Origin of the sequence: Epibacterium ulvae (assembly GCF_018678075.1) — a bacterium.
Lineage (GTDB): Bacteria > Pseudomonadota > Alphaproteobacteria > Rhodobacterales > Rhodobacteraceae > Epibacterium > Epibacterium ulvae_A.
The window spans coordinates 92089-110437 of sequence record NZ_JAHHIR010000037.1; the positions used below are offsets into that span (position 1 = coordinate 92089).

At 55.9% G+C, this 18349-nt stretch carries 17 protein-coding genes and 1 tRNA gene; 5 read left to right on the forward strand and 13 right to left on the reverse strand.

The window, feature by feature from the left end:
- Positions 1-75: 75 nt before the first annotated feature.
- The 5 genes from KMP13_RS11205 to KMP13_RS11225 all read right to left on the reverse strand — a co-directional run bounded on the left by KMP13_RS11205 (position 76) and on the right by KMP13_RS11225 (position 4547).
- On the reverse strand, positions 76-1116 hold the full coding sequence (locus tag KMP13_RS11205) for a substrate-binding domain-containing protein (RefSeq protein WP_215265945.1): 1041 nt from the start codon (positions 1114-1116) through the stop codon (positions 76-78).
- Between the two features lie 205 nt (positions 1117-1321).
- Complete coding sequence (locus tag KMP13_RS11210; protein ID WP_215265946.1) at positions 1322-2365, reverse strand: sensor histidine kinase; 1044 nt, start codon at positions 2363-2365, stop codon at positions 1322-1324.
- A gap of 100 nt (positions 2366-2465) precedes the next feature.
- Positions 2466-2987 carry a gamma carbonic anhydrase family protein gene (locus KMP13_RS11215; protein WP_215265947.1) on the reverse strand — a complete coding sequence of 174 codons (522 nt, stop codon included), beginning with the start codon at positions 2985-2987 and terminating at the stop codon, positions 2466-2468.
- Complete coding sequence (gene gmk / locus KMP13_RS11220) at positions 2984-3625, reverse strand: guanylate kinase (RefSeq protein WP_215265948.1); 642 nt, start codon at positions 3623-3625, stop codon at positions 2984-2986. Before gmk ends, KMP13_RS11215 begins: the two co-directional genes overlap by 4 nt.
- A 25-nt stretch (positions 3626-3650) precedes the next feature.
- Positions 3651-4547 carry a YicC/YloC family endoribonuclease gene (locus KMP13_RS11225; RefSeq protein WP_215265949.1) on the reverse strand — a complete coding sequence of 299 codons (897 nt, stop codon included), beginning with the start codon at positions 4545-4547 and terminating at the stop codon, positions 3651-3653.
- Positions 4548-4788: 241 nt separating this feature from the next.
- Between KMP13_RS11225 and KMP13_RS11230 the strand changes: the two genes are divergently transcribed.
- On the forward strand, positions 4789-5640 hold the full coding sequence (locus tag KMP13_RS11230) for a PAS domain-containing protein (RefSeq protein ID WP_215265950.1): 852 nt from the start codon (positions 4789-4791) through the stop codon (positions 5638-5640).
- Between the two features lie 183 nt (positions 5641-5823).
- On the opposite strand, the gene KMP13_RS11235 is transcribed toward KMP13_RS11230, so the two are convergent.
- Positions 5824-7194, reverse strand: coding sequence for a class II 3-deoxy-7-phosphoheptulonate synthase (locus KMP13_RS11235; RefSeq protein ID WP_215265951.1), 1371 nt, complete (start codon positions 7192-7194; stop codon positions 5824-5826).
- A gap of 193 nt (positions 7195-7387) precedes the next feature.
- Here KMP13_RS11235 and KMP13_RS11240 point away from each other — a divergent pair, with 193 nt between their 5' ends.
- Complete coding sequence (locus KMP13_RS11240) at positions 7388-8371, forward strand: GlxA family transcriptional regulator (protein ID WP_215265952.1); 984 nt, start codon at positions 7388-7390, stop codon at positions 8369-8371.
- On the opposite strand, the gene KMP13_RS11245 is transcribed toward KMP13_RS11240, so the two are convergent.
- Positions 8368-9477, reverse strand: a complete 1110-nt coding sequence (locus KMP13_RS11245) for a PQQ-dependent sugar dehydrogenase (RefSeq protein WP_215265953.1) — start codon at positions 9475-9477, stop codon at positions 8368-8370. The two genes, KMP13_RS11240 and KMP13_RS11245, sit on opposite strands and share 4 nt — an antisense overlap.
- Before the next feature lie 91 nt (positions 9478-9568).
- Entirely contained in the window at positions 9569-11113 is a 1545-nt protein-coding gene (locus KMP13_RS11250; RefSeq protein WP_215265954.1) for a helicase HerA-like domain-containing protein, read from the reverse strand.
- Between the two features lie 497 nt (positions 11114-11610).
- On the opposite strand from KMP13_RS11250, the gene KMP13_RS11255 reads away from it, so the two are divergent.
- The gene (locus tag KMP13_RS11255; protein WP_215265955.1) at positions 11611-12246 is read left to right on the forward strand and encodes an invasion associated locus B family protein; all 636 of its coding nucleotides are present in this window, start codon (positions 11611-11613) and stop codon (positions 12244-12246) included.
- 75 nt (positions 12247-12321) lie between these two features.
- Here the strand turns inward: KMP13_RS11255 and KMP13_RS11260 are convergent, their stop codons facing one another.
- Genes KMP13_RS11260 through KMP13_RS11275 form a run of 4 tightly spaced genes read right to left on the reverse strand, consistent with a single transcriptional unit; the run spans position 12322 to position 16579 of the window.
- A complete protein-coding gene (locus KMP13_RS11260) occupies positions 12322-13530 on the reverse strand; it encodes a beta-ketoacyl-[acyl-carrier-protein] synthase family protein (protein ID WP_215265956.1) in 1209 nt (402 codons plus the stop codon).
- A 14-nt stretch (positions 13531-13544) separates the two neighbouring features.
- On the reverse strand, positions 13545-13799 hold the full coding sequence (locus KMP13_RS11265; protein WP_215265957.1) for an acyl carrier protein: 255 nt from the start codon (positions 13797-13799) through the stop codon (positions 13545-13547).
- A 48-nt stretch (positions 13800-13847) separates the two neighbouring features.
- The gene (lpxD, locus tag KMP13_RS11270; protein ID WP_215265958.1) at positions 13848-14921 is read right to left on the reverse strand and encodes a UDP-3-O-(3-hydroxymyristoyl)glucosamine N-acyltransferase; all 1074 of its coding nucleotides are present in this window, start codon (positions 14919-14921) and stop codon (positions 13848-13850) included.
- Positions 14922-14959: 38 nt separating this feature from the next.
- Positions 14960-16579, reverse strand: a complete 1620-nt coding sequence (locus KMP13_RS11275; RefSeq protein ID WP_215265959.1) for a L,D-transpeptidase family protein — start codon at positions 16577-16579, stop codon at positions 14960-14962.
- A gap of 364 nt (positions 16580-16943) precedes the next feature.
- Here KMP13_RS11275 and KMP13_RS11280 point away from each other — a divergent pair, with 364 nt between their 5' ends.
- Positions 16944-17513 carry a YcbK family protein gene (locus tag KMP13_RS11280; protein ID WP_215265960.1) on the forward strand — a complete coding sequence of 190 codons (570 nt, stop codon included), beginning with the start codon at positions 16944-16946 and terminating at the stop codon, positions 17511-17513.
- Positions 17514-17676: 163 nt separating this feature from the next.
- Positions 17677-17753 (forward strand) — tRNA-Arg (locus KMP13_RS11285).
- Positions 17754-18037: 284 nt separating this feature from the next.
- Here KMP13_RS11285 and KMP13_RS11290 read toward each other — a convergent pair.
- Positions 18038-18349 (reverse strand): IS66 family transposase (locus tag KMP13_RS11290; RefSeq protein WP_215265961.1); only part of this gene is annotated, 312 nt, incomplete at its 5' end.

Below are 18349 nucleotides of genomic sequence, written 5' to 3' on the forward strand. Positions count from 1 at the left end.
TTCGATCGTGTCTATAAATAGGAAGCCGGGGAAGGTCACCCCACCCCGGCTCATATACTCATTAGCGCGGAGCTATTAGGAGTTGCCGCCCATAACTGCTTCTGCAGAAACAGCTTCTTGAGTTTTAACCAGCTCAGGATCAGCAACCAGACCGTACTCGGACAGTGGGCCGTCAGGACCGGCTACTTCATCAGATACGAAGAACTCAGCATAGTCTTTCAGACCTGGGATCACGCCGATGTGTGCCTTCTTCACGTAGAAGAACAGCGGGCGGGATACAGGGTATTCACCGGTCGAGATGGACTCGGTGGAAGGAACGATGCCGCCCATAGTTGCAACTTGCAGCTTGTCGGTGTTGTTCTCATAGAAGGCCAGACCAAAGACGCCGATGCCGTCTTTGTTGCTTTCGATGCGTGCAAGGGTCTCGGTGTAGTCGCCGTCGATGTCAACGGAAACGCCGTCGGTGCGCAGAGAGATACATGCTTTTTCAGCAGCTTTCTTGTCGTCACCGTTTGCGTGCATCAGAGCTTCAAAAGCGCCTGTTTCTTCACAGCCAGCCAGGATCACTTTGTCTTCGAAAACTTCACGGGTGCCGTGCTTGGTACCTGGGATGAAGGCTTGCAGATCTTGCGCCGGGAACTTGGCATTTACGTCAGCCCAAGTTTTGTTCGGGTTCGCAACCAGCTTGCCGTCAACTACGATCTGGTCGGACAGAGCCAGGAACCAGTCAGAAGGTGTGTATTCAAAGCTGTTGCCAGCGATGTCGGACGCGAAAACGATGCCATCATAACCGATGCGAACTTCGATGATGTCTGTAACACCAGCTTCGGCACAAGCTTTGATTTCTTTTTCACGGATGGCGCGCGATGCGTTTGCAACGTCGATGGTGTTTTCGCCAACGCCTTCGCAGAAGCGCTTCAGGCCAGCGGAAGAACCACCGGACTCAACAACAGGTGTTGGGAAGTCAAAGTTTTCGCCGAATGCTTCTGCAACGATAGAAGCGTACGGCAGAACGGTGGACGAACCGGCAACTTGCACTTGGTCACGTGCTGTAGCAGCAGTTGCGGATACGGCGGCAATTGCCAGCGCAGAAGCGGTAAGTTTCACAAAGGACATTTGTCTCTCCACGAGTAAGTTTTTTTTCGATCACCCCCACGATGATCTGTGGCACGTCGTAAGCATGCCACGTGAGCCTTTTGTGACAGCAATGTAACAACCACATGACAATGCCCGAATTTATGACAAAAAAGACCATCAACGCGATCCCGTGGTGGTCTTGTCTAGCGTGATTCTCCAAGTCTAGATTTTATGATTAAGTCATTCAAAGCAAAGGTAAAATCACGGTGAAGACAGAGCCCTTGCCGAGGTCGCTTTCAACCCGCATCCGACCGCGATGACGGTTAACGATATGCTTTACAATTGCCAGTCCAAGCCCGGTTCCACCCATCTCACGCGATCTGTGACTGTCCGCCCGGTAAAACCGTTCGGTCAGGCGCGGCAGATGTACAGGGTCTATTCCGGAGCCATTGTCGATTACCTGGATACGGGCAGCAGCGGCGCGTACCGCCGGGTCACGTTCCGAGGCATGCAGACGGACCTCGACCCGGTCGCCCCCATATTTGATGGCATTCTCCACAAGGTTGGTGAAGACCTGCTGCAACTGATCCGGGTCACCTTTTACTTGGATGCTTTCTTCTGGCACATAAAGGTTGAGCTCGACCCCCTGCCCGTTTGCGACGGGTTCCAATGTTTTGATGGTCGAGGCCAAGCGTCCGTTCAGATCTACATCTTCCTTTGGGCGGACCCGTTCTTCGGTCTCAACACGGTTCAGCGACAGAAGATCACCGACCAAACGGTTCATCCGGTTCGCCTCACCGTCCATGATGTCCAGAAAGCGGTCTCGAGCTGAAGCATCGTCGCGGGCTGGTCCTCGCAATGTCTCAATGAACCCCATTAAGGCGGTCAGCGGGGTGCGCAGCTCGTGGCTGACGTTGGCGACAAAATCGCGCCGCATCTGGCTGGCCTGTTCACGGTCGGTCACATCCACAAAGCTGAGCAGCGCCGCGCCGCCGTTCACCGCACCGATGCCGGGCACATAGCGCAGCGTGACGTCAAAGCTGGTGTCCTGTGCGCCGTCATTCGACAAATGGCGCGCAGATTTTGGCCCCCGTTCATTGAGGCAGGCTTCAATCGCGGAAATTACCTGTGGCTGGCGCAGGATGGTGGCAAAGTGGCGTCCGACGATGGCATTCCCCAACAAGGCAACCGCAGGCGAGTTCGCACAGATCAGGCGTTCGCTTTGATCAATCAACAGGGCAGGTTGCGGAATAGCGTCAAGGAAACCGCGAATAAGCTCGTCAGACATGTCTTCGTATCCTGAATTGGGTGCAGCTCCCTAGCCCGCCAATGTAAACGCCACGTGGCAAATCCTTAACCCATCACAAAACCGTGTTGAGCCTCGGCTGTTATAGCGGACGCAGCCCGTCGCGGAACTTGCGCATGTTCTCTTGGTAATGCACCGCGCTTTGGGTCAGTTTCGCGGCCAGGGTCGAATCCACGTCCCGCACAACCTTGCCCGGAGCACCCATAACAAGTGAGTTGTCGGGAATTTCTTTGCCCTCGGTGATCAAAGCCCCTGCCCCGATCAGACAGTTGCGCCCGATCTTGGCCCCGTTAAGGATGGTGGCCCCCATGCCGATCAAAGAATTGTCGCCAATGGTACAGCCGTGCAGCATTGCCTTGTGACCAATGGTGCAATTGGTGCCGATGGTCAGCGGGTAGCCTTTGTCGATATGCATCACCACGTTTTCTTGCACGTTGGTGCCGGCTGAAATTCGGATCTCTTCATGGTCGGCGCGAATGGTGGTGCCAAACCAGACCGACGCTCCGGTCTCCAACACGACCTGCCCGATCAGATTGGCGTCCGGTGCGACCCAGGTGTCATCTGCGATCTGCGGTTCATATTCGCCCAACGCATAGAGGGTCATGACATCTCCTCAAACTCCGATTGCAGCGTGCGCACATGATCGACCAGTTGCGGCTGCTGGATACGGCGCAGGCGGGTTGCGGTGATAATGGTCTTGAGCGCCTCTTCGGTGGTATCCAGATCATCGTTCACCAGCACATGGTCATAAGAGCCCCAGTGGCTGATCTCGTCCCAGCTTTTCTGCATCCGGCGATCAATGGTCTCCGCATCATCCTGACCACGGCTTTCCAGACGGCGTTTCAGCTCATGAATGGAAGGTGGCAGCAGGAAAATCGACAGCGTGTGCTGGCCAAGGTCCGAGTTGCGGATCTGTTGCGCCCCTTGCCAGTCGATATCAAACAGAACATCGCGCCCCGCATCGATCGCCTGTTTCACGGGTCCCTTGGGGGAGCCATAAAAATTGCCAAAGACAAAAGCGTGCTCGAGCATTTCGCCTTCGGTCACAGCGCTTTTGAAATCATCAACGGTGGAGAAATGGTAATCCTTACCGTCTTCTTCGCCGGGACGTGGGTTGCGGGTTGTGGCCGAAACCGAAAACGAGATCGTGGGATCCCATGTGCGCAGGCGTTTTGCCAAGGTTGACTTCCCTGCCCCGGATGGAGAGCTGAGGATGATCAGAAGGCCGCGACGGTCGCTCATGGGGATATCCCTTTCGTGTCTTTAGTTACTCGATGTTCTGAACCTGCTCGCGCATTTGGTCAATGACTGCTTTCATCTCTAATCCAACGGAGGTCAGCGCGCTGTGTTGTGACTTAGAACACAATGTATTGGCCTCTCGGTTGAATTCTTGCATCAAAAAGTCAAATCGGCGTCCGACGGCGCCGCCTTTGGACAGCAGATCATGGGCGGCGGCGATATGCGCCTCCAGCCGGTCCAGTTCTTCGGTGATATCCGCTTTGACCGCCAACAGTGCCAGTTCCTGTGCAACACGGTCCGCATCCAGCCCGTCCACATTATCTATGACACGCGACAAAGCCGCCTTGAACGCGGTTGCGGCGCCTTCTTGGCGGGCCGCGACACAGGCTACAGCTTGTCTGCGCAGGTCATCCATATGCTGCAGCTGAGAGGTTAATACTTTCTCCAGGGCACGCCCCTCGTCGCCACGCATTTGGACGAATTCCGCCAAAAGTGTTTCGAAATCCTTTTTGAGGGCAGCAACCAACGGGGCCGGATCGGTCTCGTTTTGCTCCTGTTCCAATACACCACGGATCGACAACAGATCCGCCACGCTGGACCGGTCCAGATCGACACCTGCGCTTTTGGCGGCGGTCTCAGCCTTGGCCATGGCATGCAGCACAGAATTCAATGCGGTGGCGTTGACAGAAAACCGCTGCCCTTCGGCGGCTTCGCTTGAAATACGAAGCGCCAGCGATACATTCCCCCGAGAGAGACCCTTGTCCAATTGACCACGCAGGTGTTTTTCCAACCCATCCAACCAATCAGGTACCCGAAGGCGCAAATCTAATCCTTTTGCGTTAACTGAGCGGATTTCCCAACTCCAGGCATGGGTGTCAAGCGTGCCTTGAGAAGAGGCAAAACCAGTCATGGAGCAAATGGACATGTGTGATCTCCGTAGAAAAACAAGGATGTAGACCACAACTACCCATATGGTCAGGGTAAGGAAAGAGCCTGAAGGTCAGGTGACTATACTAAAGCGTTAACCATTGCTTAAAGAAGTCGTCCAAATTTGATTCATAATATGGCATGTTAACTTCAAGGTAACCAAAATAGAGCTAAGCCTGAGGATGCGATGGGGCATCTGCCAGGCCAAGTTCTGAACGGATGCAATAAGGATAACAGATATGTTTTTCGGCGGTCGCAAAGGGTCCAAGCAAGGGACCGAGCAGGACAAGGTGGTTTCTATGGGTCGCTTTCGTGATCGGGTGTCGCTGACACCTATGCGCCAAGCTGAGGCATATTGGACGGCTCTGCGTCGCGGTGACGATGTGCCGAACCGCTCGCAGGTTGATCCGCGCGGTTTGGAAAACATCCTCAGCCAGACCTTTATCGTTGAACGTATCGCACCCGGTATTGCGCGGTTCCGCCTGGCCGGTCAGCAAGTGAACGAGATGGCCGGCATGGAAGTGCGCGGCATGCCGCTCAGCGCGTTTTTCACACCGGACGCCCGGAAACAACTGGGCGCGGCGATGGAACATATGTTCGACACGCCTGCGATCATCGAATTGACGCTGCAGACAGAATCCACCCGCACCCGCGGCGCACGTGAAGCACATATGCTGTTGCTGCCGCTGCGCAGTGACCTGGGTGACATCAGCCGCGCATTGGGTGTCTTTATCTCCGAAGGCAATCCAACCGGCGCGTCGCAGCGTTTCACCATCTCCAACATCGACATGCGTGCGGTATCAGATAACCCAGCCAAGAACGCGGAGTTCAAAGCCAAGGACCGTCCAGAACCGGTTCAAGCCAAGACAGACAGCAATGTTGTCAATCCCGGCTTTGCCGAGACGCAGGAACGCTTCAAAGCAGAGCCCAGCATCATGGATGAGGCCCGCAACCTGTTGAAGCGCCGCCGTGAAGAGGCTGAAAAGCAAAGCACGGCTGGGGCAGCTGGTGTCGCCAGTGAAGCCGAAGAACCGGTTCAGCCGAAATCGGCACGCGGCTCGCATCTGCGTCTTGTGGTCAGCAAGGATTGACCCCACCCCGATAGTGAAAATTTATCCCGCTTTTAGGACGAATTGGTCATCGTCTTTAAAGCATCAAGCGCCCCAGAGCAGAACGCTCGGGGCGTTTCCCTTTTGTGGCCCCCGGTTCAGGGGGGACATCAAAAAAGGCGCACCGAATGGCGCGCCTCTTTCCAATTCTATGGTCTGGCTAGCTTAGCTTGCGACGCGCGCCGGTGCGGTTCCGCGTTGCTTGGTGATCTCTTCCGCCACTAGGAAGGCCAGTTCCAGAGACTGGCTGGCGTTCAGACGCGGATCACATGCGGTGTGGTAGCGCGCGGACAGGTCTTCTTCGGTCACCGCACGTACACCACCGGTGCATTCGGTCACATCCTGGCCGGTCATTTCGAAGTGCACACCGCCGGGGATGGTGCCTTCGGCTTTGTGCACATCAAAGAAGTCGCGCACTTCGCCCAGAACCCGTTCAAACGGACGCGTTTTATATCCGGTTGCCGATTTGATGGTATTGCCGTGCATCGGATCGCAAACCCAGGTGACCTTGGCCCCCTCTTCTTTGACGGCATTGATCAGACGCGGCAGGTGATCGCCCGCCTTGCCTGCACCAAAACGCGCGATCAGGGTCAGCTTACCCTCTTCGTTCTCGGGGTTCAGCTTGCTCATCAGAACTTTGAGATCACCGGCGGTGGTGGTTGGGCCACATTTCAGACCAATTGGGTTCAACACGCCGCGGCAGAATTCAACATGTGCGCCATCCGGCTGGCGGGTGCGGTCGCCGATCCAGATCATGTGACCGGATCCTGCCAGCCATTTGCCTGAGGTGGAATCGTTGCGCGTCAACGCTTCTTCATATTCCAGCAGCAGACCTTCGTGGCTGGTGTAGAAATCCACCGACTGCAAGGTATGCGCAACATCCGCGTTCACACCGGCCGCTTTCATAAAGTCCAGCGCATCGGTGATCCGGTTCGCCATCTCACGATAGGCTTCGGCTTTGTTGGTCTCAGTAAAGTCCAGTATCCAGGCGTGCACCTGGTTCAGATCCGCATAACCGCCGGTCGAAAACGCGCGCAGCAGGTTCAACGTGGCCGAAGACTGCGTATAGGCCTGCAACATCTTCTGCGGATTCGGAATCCGCGCCTCAGAGGTAAAGGCGAGATCGTTGATGATGTCACCCCGATAGCTGGGCAGTTCCAGACCATCCAATGTCTCGGTCGGCGCAGAGCGCGGCTTGGCAAACTGCCCGGCCATACGGCCCACTTTGACCACCGGCACTTTGGCGGCATAGGTCAGAACCAGCGCCATCTGCAGCATGACCTTGAACGTGTCGCGGATCGCGTCGGCGCTAAATTGATCAAAGCTTTCAGCGCAGTCGCCGCCTTGGAGCAAAAATGCCTCACCGCGTCCGGCGGCACCCAGATGCTCTTTCAACCGGCGCGCTTCGCCCGCAAACACCAGTGGCGGAAACTTTGACAGCTTCGCTTCCACGGCCTCAAGGGCGGCTGCGTCGGTATAATCCGGCATTTGAACTCGTGGCTTGTTGCGCCATTTCGATTTTTGCCACTCACTCATCGCTCATTCTCCGTGATCGCGAAATGGGATCGTTGGAGGCAAGCTATACAAAACTGCACCCTTGCTGGCCAGTTCCGATTTGCGAAGGCTTGACCAAATCGAAAACCTATGAGCAGGGTTCTCGTCAGGATTTGACGCGACAGGTAAAAAACTGTCTGATTCAATGATATATAAACATCGACAGGTGCAGGCCATGAATACGCAGCGCGTTCAAACGAAACCGCCAACCCGGTTTGTTTTTGTGTTGTTAGATAACTTTACCTTGCTTCCCTTCGCTTCGGCGGTGGATGCGTTGCGTTTGGCCAATAAAATGGCCGGTCAGGCCGTTTTTGAATGGGTCTTGATGGGGGAAGGTGGCGAAGAGGCGCGGTGCTCGGCCGGACTGTCCTTTTATCTGGACGGTGATCTGGGTGAGATCGCACGTGATGATACGGTGTTGATTTGCGGCGGTGTGAATGTGCGCGACGGCACGACTCCCCGGCTCATCAGCTGGTTGCGCCGCGAGGCGCGCAAAGGGGCAACCATGGGCGCGCTGTGCACCGGGTCCTATGCGCTGGCCAAATCCGGTCTGCTGGATGGCAAACGCTCGACCATCCACTGGGAGAATATCGATAGCTTCACCGAAGAATTCATGGATGTCGATTTGACCAAATCGGTCTATGTGATGGATGGCAAACGCGTCACGGCGGCGGGCGGCACATCGACGATCGATTTGATGCTAAAGCTGATTGCCTCTTACGAGAACGAAGATCTGGCTAATGCTGTGGCCGACCAGATGATCTATTCCAACATTCGCACCGAACAGGACACCCAACGTCTCTCGGTTCCGACCCGCATCGGTGTGCGGCACCCGAAATTGTCGATGGTGATCCAGAAGATGGAAGCCAATCTGGAAGAGCCGATCAGCCCGGCCATTCTCGCGCAAGATGTAGGCATGTCTACTCGGCAGTTGGAGCGTCTGTTCCGCCGCTATCTGAACCGCTCCCCCAAACGCTATTACATGGAGCTGCGACTGCAAAAGGCGCGCAACCTGTTGATGCAAACAGATCTGAGCGTGATCAACGTGGCCTTGGCCTGTGGTTTTGCATCACCCTCGCATTTTTCAAAATGCTACCGGTCGCATTACGACACCACGCCCTACCGCGAACGTGGCTCACGCGCGGGGGCTCCGCATTAAGGCGCGGGCGTCAGGCGGAACAAGGCCCCCTCATACTCTGAGGCAAACCAGATACTGCCATCCGGCGCCTCGCGGATGTCGCGAATGCGCCCGGTGGTTTCATGGCGCAGCTGCTCCTGCTCGGACTTTGGCGTGCCATCCAGACGCGCGATATAGTCGAATTTGAGCGATCCGATAAACATATCACCGCGCCACGCGGGCCAGAGCTTGCCCGAATAGATCATCATGCCCGACGGCGCGATGGAGGGATCCCAGAAGAACGCGGGCTGTTCCAGGCCGTCTTTGGCGGTGCCGATGCCGATCTTTGTGCCGGAATAATTGCGACCATAGGCGATCACGGGCCAGCCATAGTTCGCGCCTTTCTCGATCTTGTTGATCTCATCCCCGCCGCGTGCGCCATGTTCCACCGCCCAGACCTGACCGGTGCGATCAATCGCCAGACCTTGCGGGTTGCGATGGCCATAGGACCAGATTTCAGGCATGACGCCGGCCTGCCCGATAAACGGGTTGTTCGCATGGGGGGAGCCATCGCGGTTCACGCGCAAAATCGCACCTTGCCGATTGGATAGATCCTGCGCGCTGTCGCGGTCACCGCGTTCGCCTGACGTCAGATACAGGGAGCCGTCTTTGGCTTCGCGCACGCGGGAGCCAAAATGGCGCCCACCGTCAGTGCCCCGGACTTGTAACAGGACCTTTGATTGGGTGATCTCGGTGAAATCGGGTGACAGCGTCGCACTGACCAGCGCGGTTCCGGCCCCACGGTTGTCTTGGCGTGACAGCGTCAACAGGATTTCGCCGGATGTCGCAATATCACGCGGGACCAAGACATCCAGCAAGCCACCCTGCCCGACCGCTGCGACCTCCGGCACGCCAGAGACCGAGGTTTTGGCACCATCGCGCACCAGATACAAAAGCCCCTCGCGATCCGTGATCAACACCGATCCATCCGGCAAGAAGCCAAATCCCCATGGGATATCAAACCCATCGGCCATCTTGGTGATTTTCAACGCGCCTGCGCTGCTGCCCATCACTTGCGCCGCGAGTGACGATGCGCCGGACGCCAGCATGCCGGTGACCACGCAGGCCAAAACCCGTGAATAACCCATTGGCTTAACTCCTCTTTAGTCGCGGCTTGGGGCGTTTCCGCTGGTCAGTATGCGCGCAAACCCCGGTGGTTGAGATCACAATCGCGCGGGGTCAGCGCCCTTTGAACAAACCGCCGAGGATACCGCGCACGATCCGGCGTCCGGTGGTGCCTTTTAACTCTTTGATCACCGCTTGCGACATGGCAGAGGCAAACGTGTCCTGCTTGCGATAGCTGCGGGATGTGGACCTGCCAATGCGGCCACCCGAATATCTGCGGGCGGTACTGAATTCGCGTGCCACAGGTGACGGGTCTTCTTCGGCTTGTTCCTCAGCTTTTTCGGCGGCTTTAGCGGCATCGCCCGCGCGTTTTTGCAAAATCTCAAAGGCGGATCGGCGATCAATCCGTGTATTATACTTGGACGACAGGTCAGACTGGGACAAAATTCCCGCTCTCTCACTTTGGGTGATCGGGCCCAATTGGCTGCTGGGCGGACGGATAAGGGTGCGTTGGACAACACCGGGAATACCCTTTTTCTCCAAGAGCGAGGTCACAGCCTCCCCGACCCCAACCTCGCGAATGGCGTCCTCGGTCGAAAAGGCCGGGTTCTCGCGATAGGTCTCGGCCGCAAGTTTCAGGTTACGGCGATCGCGCGCGGTAAAGGCGCGCAGGGCATGTTGGATCCGGTTCCCCAATTGGCCAAGGATATCTTCGGGCACATCCGCCGGCGACTGGGTTATGAAATAGACGCCGACCCCTTTGGAGCGGATCAGCCGCGCGACTTGCTCGACCTTGTCGATCAGGACTTTGGGGGCGTCGTCAAACAGCAGATGCGCCTCGTCAAAGAAGAACACCAGGCGGGGTTTTTCGGGATCGCCCACTTCGGGCAGCTCCTCAAACAGCTCGCTCAGCAGCCACAAAAGGAAGGTCGAATAGAGGCGCGGCGCGGCCATCAGCTTGTCCGCCGCCAGAATATTGACCATGCCGCGCCCATCCGCAGTGGTCCGCATCAAGTCAGTCAACGCCAAGGCCGGTTCGCCAAAAAAACCATTGCCGCCCTGGTTCTCCAACACCAACAACCGTCGCTGAATAGCACCGATGGACGCGGTTGAGACATTGCCATAGCGCAACGACAGGTCCGCGCGGTTTTCGCCGACCCAGACCAGCAGCGCTTGCAGGTCCTTCAGATCAAGCAGCGGCATCCCCTGTTCGTCCGCCAGGCGGAAAGCAATGTTCAGGATCCCTTCCTGAGTTTCGCTCAGCTCCAACAGGCGCGATAACAACAAAGGCCCCATTTCTGCCACAGTTGTGCGCACCGGGTGCCCTTGTTCGCCAAACAGGTCCCAGAACGTGACCGGGCAGTTGTGATAGTTGTAATCGTCAAAGCCAATTTGCGCCGCGCGGCTGTAAAACGCATCGTGCAATTTATGGTCAGGACTGCCGGATTTTGCGAGGCCAGACAGGTCGCCTTTGATGTCAGTCAGAATCACCGGCACGCCAAGATTGGAAAAATTCTCGGCGAGAATTTGCAATGTTACAGTCTTGCCCGTTCCCGTTGCGCCTGCAATGAGGCCATGCCGGTTCGCGTATTTGGGGTTAAGGTTTTGCTTTTGCGAGTAATTCTCGCCACCACCGCCGATGAAAATGTCGTTAACCATGCGCGTCTCCGGGCCCTTCGTGAACTGAAATCCTTGGAAACACATGATTAACGAATTCTGCTTATGGTTAAAGGTGACCAACGAAACATATGCGGATGTGTCGCTGGTCATTTCCTCCCTGTCAGACTGGCCGTGCCTAGTGCACGGCCTTTTTTTCGCCAGAAACATACGTTTGCAGTCCCAAGCGTCCGACATGCAACTGGGTAAGAGATTCTGACCGAGCGGTGGAAAACTGTCATTTTCTTGTCATTGACAGTTGACCGGGGCGCTCCCCTCTCGTACGGTTTCGTCAATAACTAAGTCGGCCAGTCCGACGGGGAGAACCAATTCAAAAGGAAACCTTCGGGTTTCCTTTTATTTTTTGGTGACTTGCCCTCTCAAAAACCTCTCTTTTTTGGCATTTGCAAAAGATCCATCAACGGCGGATAGTCCGCTGACACGCGTTTCATTGCATGTTAAACCCCGTCCCGAGAGACCTTAAAATTAAAGAGGCATTCATGTTTAAGTCCCTGACGCCGATTTCCCTGGCAGTGGTATTGGCAACAGCAGCGCCCGTATTTGCGCAAGACGCAGCGACAGCGGCGCCTGACGTTGCAGCGGAGCAAGCCCCTCAGGCTGAGGCGCCCATCACCGGCCCTGCGCTGGATTTGGGTGAACCCGTTCAAGAAGGCCCCCGCCTGGGTGAGCGTTATTCCAAAGCGCAACATGGCGATTGGGATCTTGCCTGTGTCAAAACAGAAGAAGAGCAAGATCCATGTTCTTTGCTGCAGATCGTCGTAGATTCACAAAACAACCCGCTGGCAGAAATGTCGCTGTTCCGTCTTGAGCAAGAAGGCAGCCCCGCAGTCGCCGGTGCAACTGTTATCGTCCCGCTTGAGACGCTGTTGCCCGCTGGTTTGACCATTTCGATCGATGGCGCACCTGCGAAACGCTATAATTATTCCTTCTGTAACCCATTGGGCTGCGTTGCGCAGATCGGTCTGACACAGGAAGACATTGACGGCTATAAGCGCGGCAAAGAGGCGATCTTGACCCTGCGTCCGGCCCCTGCTCCCGATCAGGTTTTGAACATGAAGCTTTCGTTGTCTGGCTTTACCGCTGGTTTCAACGTTGTGGATGTCGTCAAACAGTAACGAACGCTACCTTACGAAATGAAAAAGGCCGCGTCTGAATGTCAGCGCGGCCTTTTGCATTTGTCGTTCAGCGTATTAGACGGCGCGCAAAGCCAAGACTGCGTTCAAACCGCCAAAGGCAAACGCGTTGCTCAGAACCACGTCGACTTTGGCGTCGCGGGCTTCATTGGGCACGATATCCAGCGCGCATTCGGGGTCGTGTTCTTCATAGCCGATGGTCGGAGCGATCACCCCGTCGCGCAACGCCATGATACAGGCGAGAAGTTCGACGCCACCGGTGCCTCCGATCAAATGGCCGTGCATGGATTTTGTCGACGAAATCATCAGGTTATCCGCATGCGGGCCAAAGACATCGGCGACCGCCGCGCATTCGGTTTTGTCATTCGCGGCCGTGCCTGTACCATGGGCGTTGATGTAGCCTACGTCTGATGGGGCGACTTTGGCATCAGCCAAGGCACCGGATATGGCGCGCGCGGCCCCTTGTTTGCTGGGCATGACAATGTCTGAGGCGTCAGAAGACATCGCGCAACCAATGACTTCGCACAGGATTTCAGCCCCGCGCGCCTTGGCATGTTGGTATTCTTCGAACACAAAAATACCCGCACCTTCGCCCTGGACCATGCCGTTGCGATTGGCACTGAACGGGCGGCAGGCGTCTTTGGACATAACCCGCAAGCCTTCCCAGGCCTTCACGCCGCCAAAACACAGCATCGATTCAGATCCACCGGTGACCATCGCCGGGCTCATACCCGAACGCACCATCTGGAACGCTTGGGACATCGCGTGATTGGAGGAGGCACAGGCCGTGGACACCGTAAAGCTTGGCCCTTTGAGGTTGTATTCCATCGACACATGGCTGGCTGCGGCATTGTTCATCAGCTTTGGAACAACAAACGGGTGCACCCGGTTTTTACCGTCTTCATAGACCGAGCGATAATTGGCATCCCACGTGGAGACCCCACCGCCGGCGGTGCCAAGCACAACGCCAGAGCGGGCCGCTAGGTCGCCAATGAATTCGAGGCCGGATTGCGCGATGGCTTCCTTTGCCGCGATCAAGGTGAACTGGGTGAAACGATCATACAGCGCCATTTGCTGGCGGTTAAACCGGCCTTCGGCCTCAAACCCGCGCACCTGTCCGCCGATCTGGATCGACAGGCGTTCAACGTCCTGAAACTCAAGCGGGCCGATGCCGCAGCGTCCCTCGCGCATTGCGTCAAGTGTTTCGGGCACCGAGTGACCCAACGAGTTTATGGTTCCGGCCCCGGTGATAACAACGCGTTTCATGCTATTGAAAATACTTACTTTTGAGCGATGAGCTTTTCGATGCCAGCAATGATTGCGGCAACGTTGGAGATGTCGAAATCGCTTTGATCCGGCTCATTGGCGTTGAAAGGTACGGTGACGTCAAACGCTTCTTCGATGGCAAAGATGCTTTCAACCAGACCTAGGCTATCGATGCCAAGATCTTCGAGGGTGCTGTCCAGTTTGACGTCGGAGGGTTCCAGGACCGCCTGTTCGGCGATGATTTCGATGACCTGATCCTGAATGCTCATGTAGCCTCTCCAATCTTTGGTGTTTGAGGTGATGTAACGGCAGACTGTTTATTTGAAAACAGCCTTTTTCAGCGCATCAATGTCGCGCATCAACCTGGGCAAACGCCGTTGTGCCTTATACATCTCAGTATGTGTCTCCATTTTGACAGCCGGGTATCCAAGAACCACCCGACCCGCCGGAACGTTGGACAAAATGATCGAACTGCCACCGGCAATCACACCATCGCCAATAAAGATATTGTCGTTGACGCCGGTTTTTCCACCCAGGACCACGTTATTTCCGATCTCGACCGACCCGGAAACGCCAGATTGGCCGCACAGCAGACAATCGCGCCCGATGCGAGTGTTGTGGCCAATGTGAACTTGGTTATCCAGTTTGGTGCCGTCCCCGATCACGGTGTCGCGGATGGTGCCATTGTCGATTGTGACGTTCGCGCCCAGCTCCACATCATCGCCAATCGACACAGCGCCAAGAGAATGAATGCGTTCCCAAGATTGCGCACGCGCCTCACCCTGATCACCAAGGGTTTCACGCGCCTTTTCCACGCCAGAGACTTCGGGGGTAACATAGGAAAACCCATCGCCGCCCACCCGTGCACCGGGTTGCGAGCGGAACCGCGCGCCAATTGTTGCACGCGCTCCGATGGTCACGGCTTCGCGCAGCTCAGCGCCTTCGCCGATGGTGACGTCGGCGCCAACAAAACATTGCGGACCGATCACCGAGCCTTTGCCAATTTTCGCACGTGGGCCGATCACCGTCAGGGGGCCGACAGACACGTCGTCGGCCAGCTCAGCGGTTGGATCAATAACGGCAGATGGGTGAATGCCAGTGCCAAAATGCTGACCGGGGTCAAGTTTGGCTGTGACGCCAGACATCGCCATACGGGTGCGTTTGGCAAAAATGGCGGCCTTTAACCCCATCTCTTGCCACTCAGCGCCATCCCACAAAAGGGCAACTTCGGCCTGACCTGCTTGTAGCTTTTCGGCGTATTTGGGGTCCATTGCCATCGCCAGCAAACCCGGCACGCCATCTTGGGGCTCTGCTGCGCCTGAAATCACAAGATCCAGATCACCAGCAGCGTCTGCCCCAAGGGCCTGTGCAATCTCTCGAACAGTGAACATTGGGGCCTCTCCTTAACCTATTGGATTGGCCCCGACGTTTACCCTTGAACGCCGGGCAGCGCCACCCCTGCCCGCTCCAAAGCAGCCCAAACTTTTGCGTCACGACCATAGACATCACGACGGAACTCAGCCTGGCCTTTGTTTGGCACAAAGGCGGTACGGTAGATGATATGAACCGGCACGTGCTGTTCCAGATTGACCCTGGTTTCCTTGCCGGATTTCAAAATTCGTTGGAAAAACGCCTCGGGGTCTTCGGTCTGTTTTGCCAGCAAAGCATAGGCAAACTCAAACGGTTGGTGCAGACGGATACAGCCATGGGAATAGGCCCGCACTTCGCGTGAGAACAGATGCTTTTCCGGCGTGTCGTGGAGGTAGATATTGTATTTGTTTGGGAACATGAATTTTACCAAACCCAACGCATTGCGGGTGCTGGGCGGTTGTTTCATGGCATAGGGGAATGTCCGCGCTGTGTACTGAGAAAAGTCAACCGACCCCCGGTTCACCACACGGCCGCGATTGTCAGTGACCTGCAGATGCGACACCGCATGTGGGTTGGCACGCAGTTTTGGCAGATATTCCTTGGTGATGATCGAGCGTGGCACATACCAGCTTGGGTTAATCACCATATGTTCCATCACATCCGAAAACTCGGGCGAACGACGATCGCCGGTGTTTTTACCGATAACCGATCGGGTCTGGAATGTAATGTCGCCGTGATCGACGATTTTCGCGCTAAAGTCGGTCTGGTTCACCAAGACATGGCGCTCACCACGTTCGGGGGTGAGCCAACGTTCACGTTCCATCGCCACGATGACGGATTTCAAACGTTCCCGCGCAGTGACGTTGATTTCTTTGATTGTGCCTTCACCGGCCACACCGTCCTGCTCCAAACCATGTGCGGCCTGGAAATTCAAAACTGCATTGGCGAGTGCGGCATCATAGGTCGCAGAGGCGCTGCGTTCCATATACCCCATAGAGACCAGGCGATTGCGCAAAGCAACCACCCCTGCTCCGCTGTCACCGGGCTCATACTTGCCATTTGGAACAGATACACCCCAGCCGCCGTATGTCGCGATTTGCTCGAGCCGCAGTTTTTCGCGCATCAAGGCACGGTACTGGGTCGAGTTGGGAACCAGGGCGCGCAAATAGGCGCCGGGTTGCGTGTCTTCCAAACCGGCCAGCAAAACATCCGCGTCCAGTTTGGTCTTCTTGCGGACGATACCATCGTCGATGCGCGACGGGATGAGGATCCCGGTCTTCATATCGCGGGCGTATTCGACAAAAGCCTTGCTCATCGCGGCTTCGACTTCGCCGAGATCACGTGTGGTTTTCACGGATTTCAGCTGCGCCATCAGGCCTGAGATCACATCGGATTGGTCGGGAAGACCATGCACCGAGGCCTCTTCCAATGCGCGGAACAATGCTTTGCGGCGTAGCTTGGACTGATCGTCCGAGCCGGTCCAGATCGCGTTATAGCCGTTTTTTCGGTAAAATGACGATACGGCTGAATTGTCGGAGGCGGCTTCTGCAATGGCCTGCTTGTAAGCGGTAACCTGAGCTGTTGCAGGCATCGCGCCAAGTGCAAACCCGCCCATGGACAATGCAAAAAGTCCTGCTTTAATCAATTTTGAAGTCGAAGACACAGCAACTTGTGACATAGATAGGTCCTTGAGAATAAAGGTATCTGCTACGGTAATTAGAGTTCGTTATCGGCTATTTTGGGGAATTCCAATCCCTGGTCCACTCACTTTTCGTAATATAAGGCAATTAAGTTATCAGGTGGTGCATCCGCACAGCAGCCCATTTGCGCGCCTTTGATTTAGGGGGAAAACAAGGGGCTTCGTCCCCGTTTGCGCAATTTTTCGCCTAAATTTAGCCAGATTAAAGCTTCGTGGTAAACAAATGTTGGCAGATGATTCTGGCTGTGCAATAGCTTTTGACATCGCAACGGCACGTGATAACGGGTTCGTAACATCGGACCTAAGGCAGGAATTCTAATACGCTACGGGACGGCGCAGTGAAATGGTAGAAACCAAAAACAACGGGATTTCCCGTAGGGCAGTTTTGGGCGCGTTTGCGGCAACAGCCGTGGCAGCAGCCCCGACATTCTCCAATGCGGCTGGGCTCTTACGCGGTGCAGGCGACATTCGCCGCATTCGCATGTACTCCGGCCGTACCGGTGAGCGTCTGGATATGATCTACTGGATCGAAGGCCAGTACATCAAAGACGCCGTGAAGGAAGTGAACCACTTCATGCGCGATTGGCGCAGCGACGACGTGATCTCCATTGACACCCGCACCATCGATATTATGGCGGCCTCGCACAACCTTCTGGATGTGAGCGAGCCCTATTTGCTTCTGTCAGGCTATCGCAGCCCACAGACAAATGCGATGTTGCGCCGCCGGTCCCGCGGTGTTGCGAAGAACTCGCTCCACATGCAGGGCAAAGCCGCCGACCTGCGTTTGTCCTCCCGCAGTGTATCACAAATGGCCGCCGCAGCACAGTCCTGCCGCGCCGGTGGTGTCGGTAAATACTACGGATCCAACTTTGTGCACATGGATTGCGGAGTGGTACGCAGCTGGCGCGGCTAACCACTCGCTTTCATCTGCTCTCTCATGCCCTGCCCCTTTTGCGGCAGGGTTTTGTTTTTATAACAATGTGTTGGTGGGCAGTGCTCTGGGCGCGTTTTCGCGCCTTGTTTGCACTATTTTCCCATTGCAGTGTCCTTCTGCGGCAGATATACCCGCGCCATAGGCACCCGTAGCTCAGCTGGATAGAGCGCCGCCCTCCGAAGGCGGAGGCCAGAGGTTCGAATCCTCTCGGGTGCACCATTTCGTTTCTATCTGTTGAAAACTCCCCTAACACCTTGAAAGGGGATGAAGTATCAAGGGTTCGAACACCCTGATTTCGACAGTATGCCACAAGGCGCAAAAAAGCCAGTCTAAGCACTGTCTTCTGCCCTGCTAAATCTGAATTATTCAATATTTTCCAAAGGCTTGACAGAAACCTAATCGCGAGTTTGAACGACTCCTCAAAGGTATGCTTGGGTTTGCGCGCATGCTTGATTTCTTCCAGAGCCAGTGCGCGCTCTTTTTCCAGATTCGCTATTTTACGGTCAAGAGCCGCAATGACGGACGATGGCTTCGCCCTTACCTCGACCACGCCATCTTGGAGCTGGACAACAACACCGCAGCCGTGCCATGCGCGTCAGGGCATAGCGGATTGCACCTGCCAGCGGCGATTTGCCAGAGGTGCTTGGCAGTGGGGCGTGGAGCCAGGTTTCCAGATCATCGAAGATCGGCCCTGCCTGTGCTGGTCTGAGAGCGGCGCGTCGATCTGGTGGTGACCTGCGTGCCTCTTTCTCTACCGCATAGAGCTGCGCGATGCGCTGTATGGCTTCGTCGGCGATGGCAGAACCTTGGGCGCG

Coding starts and splice junctions, on each gene's coding strand:
- KMP13_RS11205 (WP_215265945.1), bottom strand. CDS start 1,116: ATGTCCTTTGTGAAACTTACCGCTTCTGCGCTGGCAATTGCCGCCGTA.
- KMP13_RS11210 (WP_215265946.1), bottom strand. CDS start 2,365: ATGTCTGACGAGCTTATTCGCGGTTTCCTTGACGCTATTCCGCAACCT.
- KMP13_RS11215 (WP_215265947.1), bottom strand. CDS start 2,987: ATGACCCTCTATGCGTTGGGCGAATATGAACCGCAGATCGCAGATGAC.
- gmk (WP_215265948.1), bottom strand. CDS start 3,625: ATGAGCGACCGTCGCGGCCTTCTGATCATCCTCAGCTCTCCATCCGGG.
- KMP13_RS11225 (WP_215265949.1), bottom strand. CDS start 4,547: ATGTCCATTTGCTCCATGACTGGTTTTGCCTCTTCTCAAGGCACGCTT.
- KMP13_RS11230 (WP_215265950.1), top strand. CDS start 4,789: ATGTTTTTCGGCGGTCGCAAAGGGTCCAAGCAAGGGACCGAGCAGGAC.
- KMP13_RS11235 (WP_215265951.1), bottom strand. CDS start 7,194: ATGAGTGAGTGGCAAAAATCGAAATGGCGCAACAAGCCACGAGTTCAA.
- KMP13_RS11240 (WP_215265952.1), top strand. CDS start 7,388: ATGAATACGCAGCGCGTTCAAACGAAACCGCCAACCCGGTTTGTTTTT.
- KMP13_RS11245 (WP_215265953.1), bottom strand. CDS start 9,477: ATGGGTTATTCACGGGTTTTGGCCTGCGTGGTCACCGGCATGCTGGCG.
- KMP13_RS11250 (WP_215265954.1), bottom strand. CDS start 11,113: ATGGTTAACGACATTTTCATCGGCGGTGGTGGCGAGAATTACTCGCAA.
- KMP13_RS11255 (WP_215265955.1), top strand. CDS start 11,611: ATGTTTAAGTCCCTGACGCCGATTTCCCTGGCAGTGGTATTGGCAACA.
- KMP13_RS11260 (WP_215265956.1), bottom strand. CDS start 13,530: ATGAAACGCGTTGTTATCACCGGGGCCGGAACCATAAACTCGTTGGGT.
- KMP13_RS11265 (WP_215265957.1), bottom strand. CDS start 13,799: ATGAGCATTCAGGATCAGGTCATCGAAATCATCGCCGAACAGGCGGTC.
- lpxD (WP_215265958.1), bottom strand. CDS start 14,921: ATGTTCACTGTTCGAGAGATTGCACAGGCCCTTGGGGCAGACGCTGCT.
- KMP13_RS11275 (WP_215265959.1), bottom strand. CDS start 16,579: ATGTCACAAGTTGCTGTGTCTTCGACTTCAAAATTGATTAAAGCAGGA.
- KMP13_RS11280 (WP_215265960.1), top strand. CDS start 16,944: ATGGTAGAAACCAAAAACAACGGGATTTCCCGTAGGGCAGTTTTGGGC.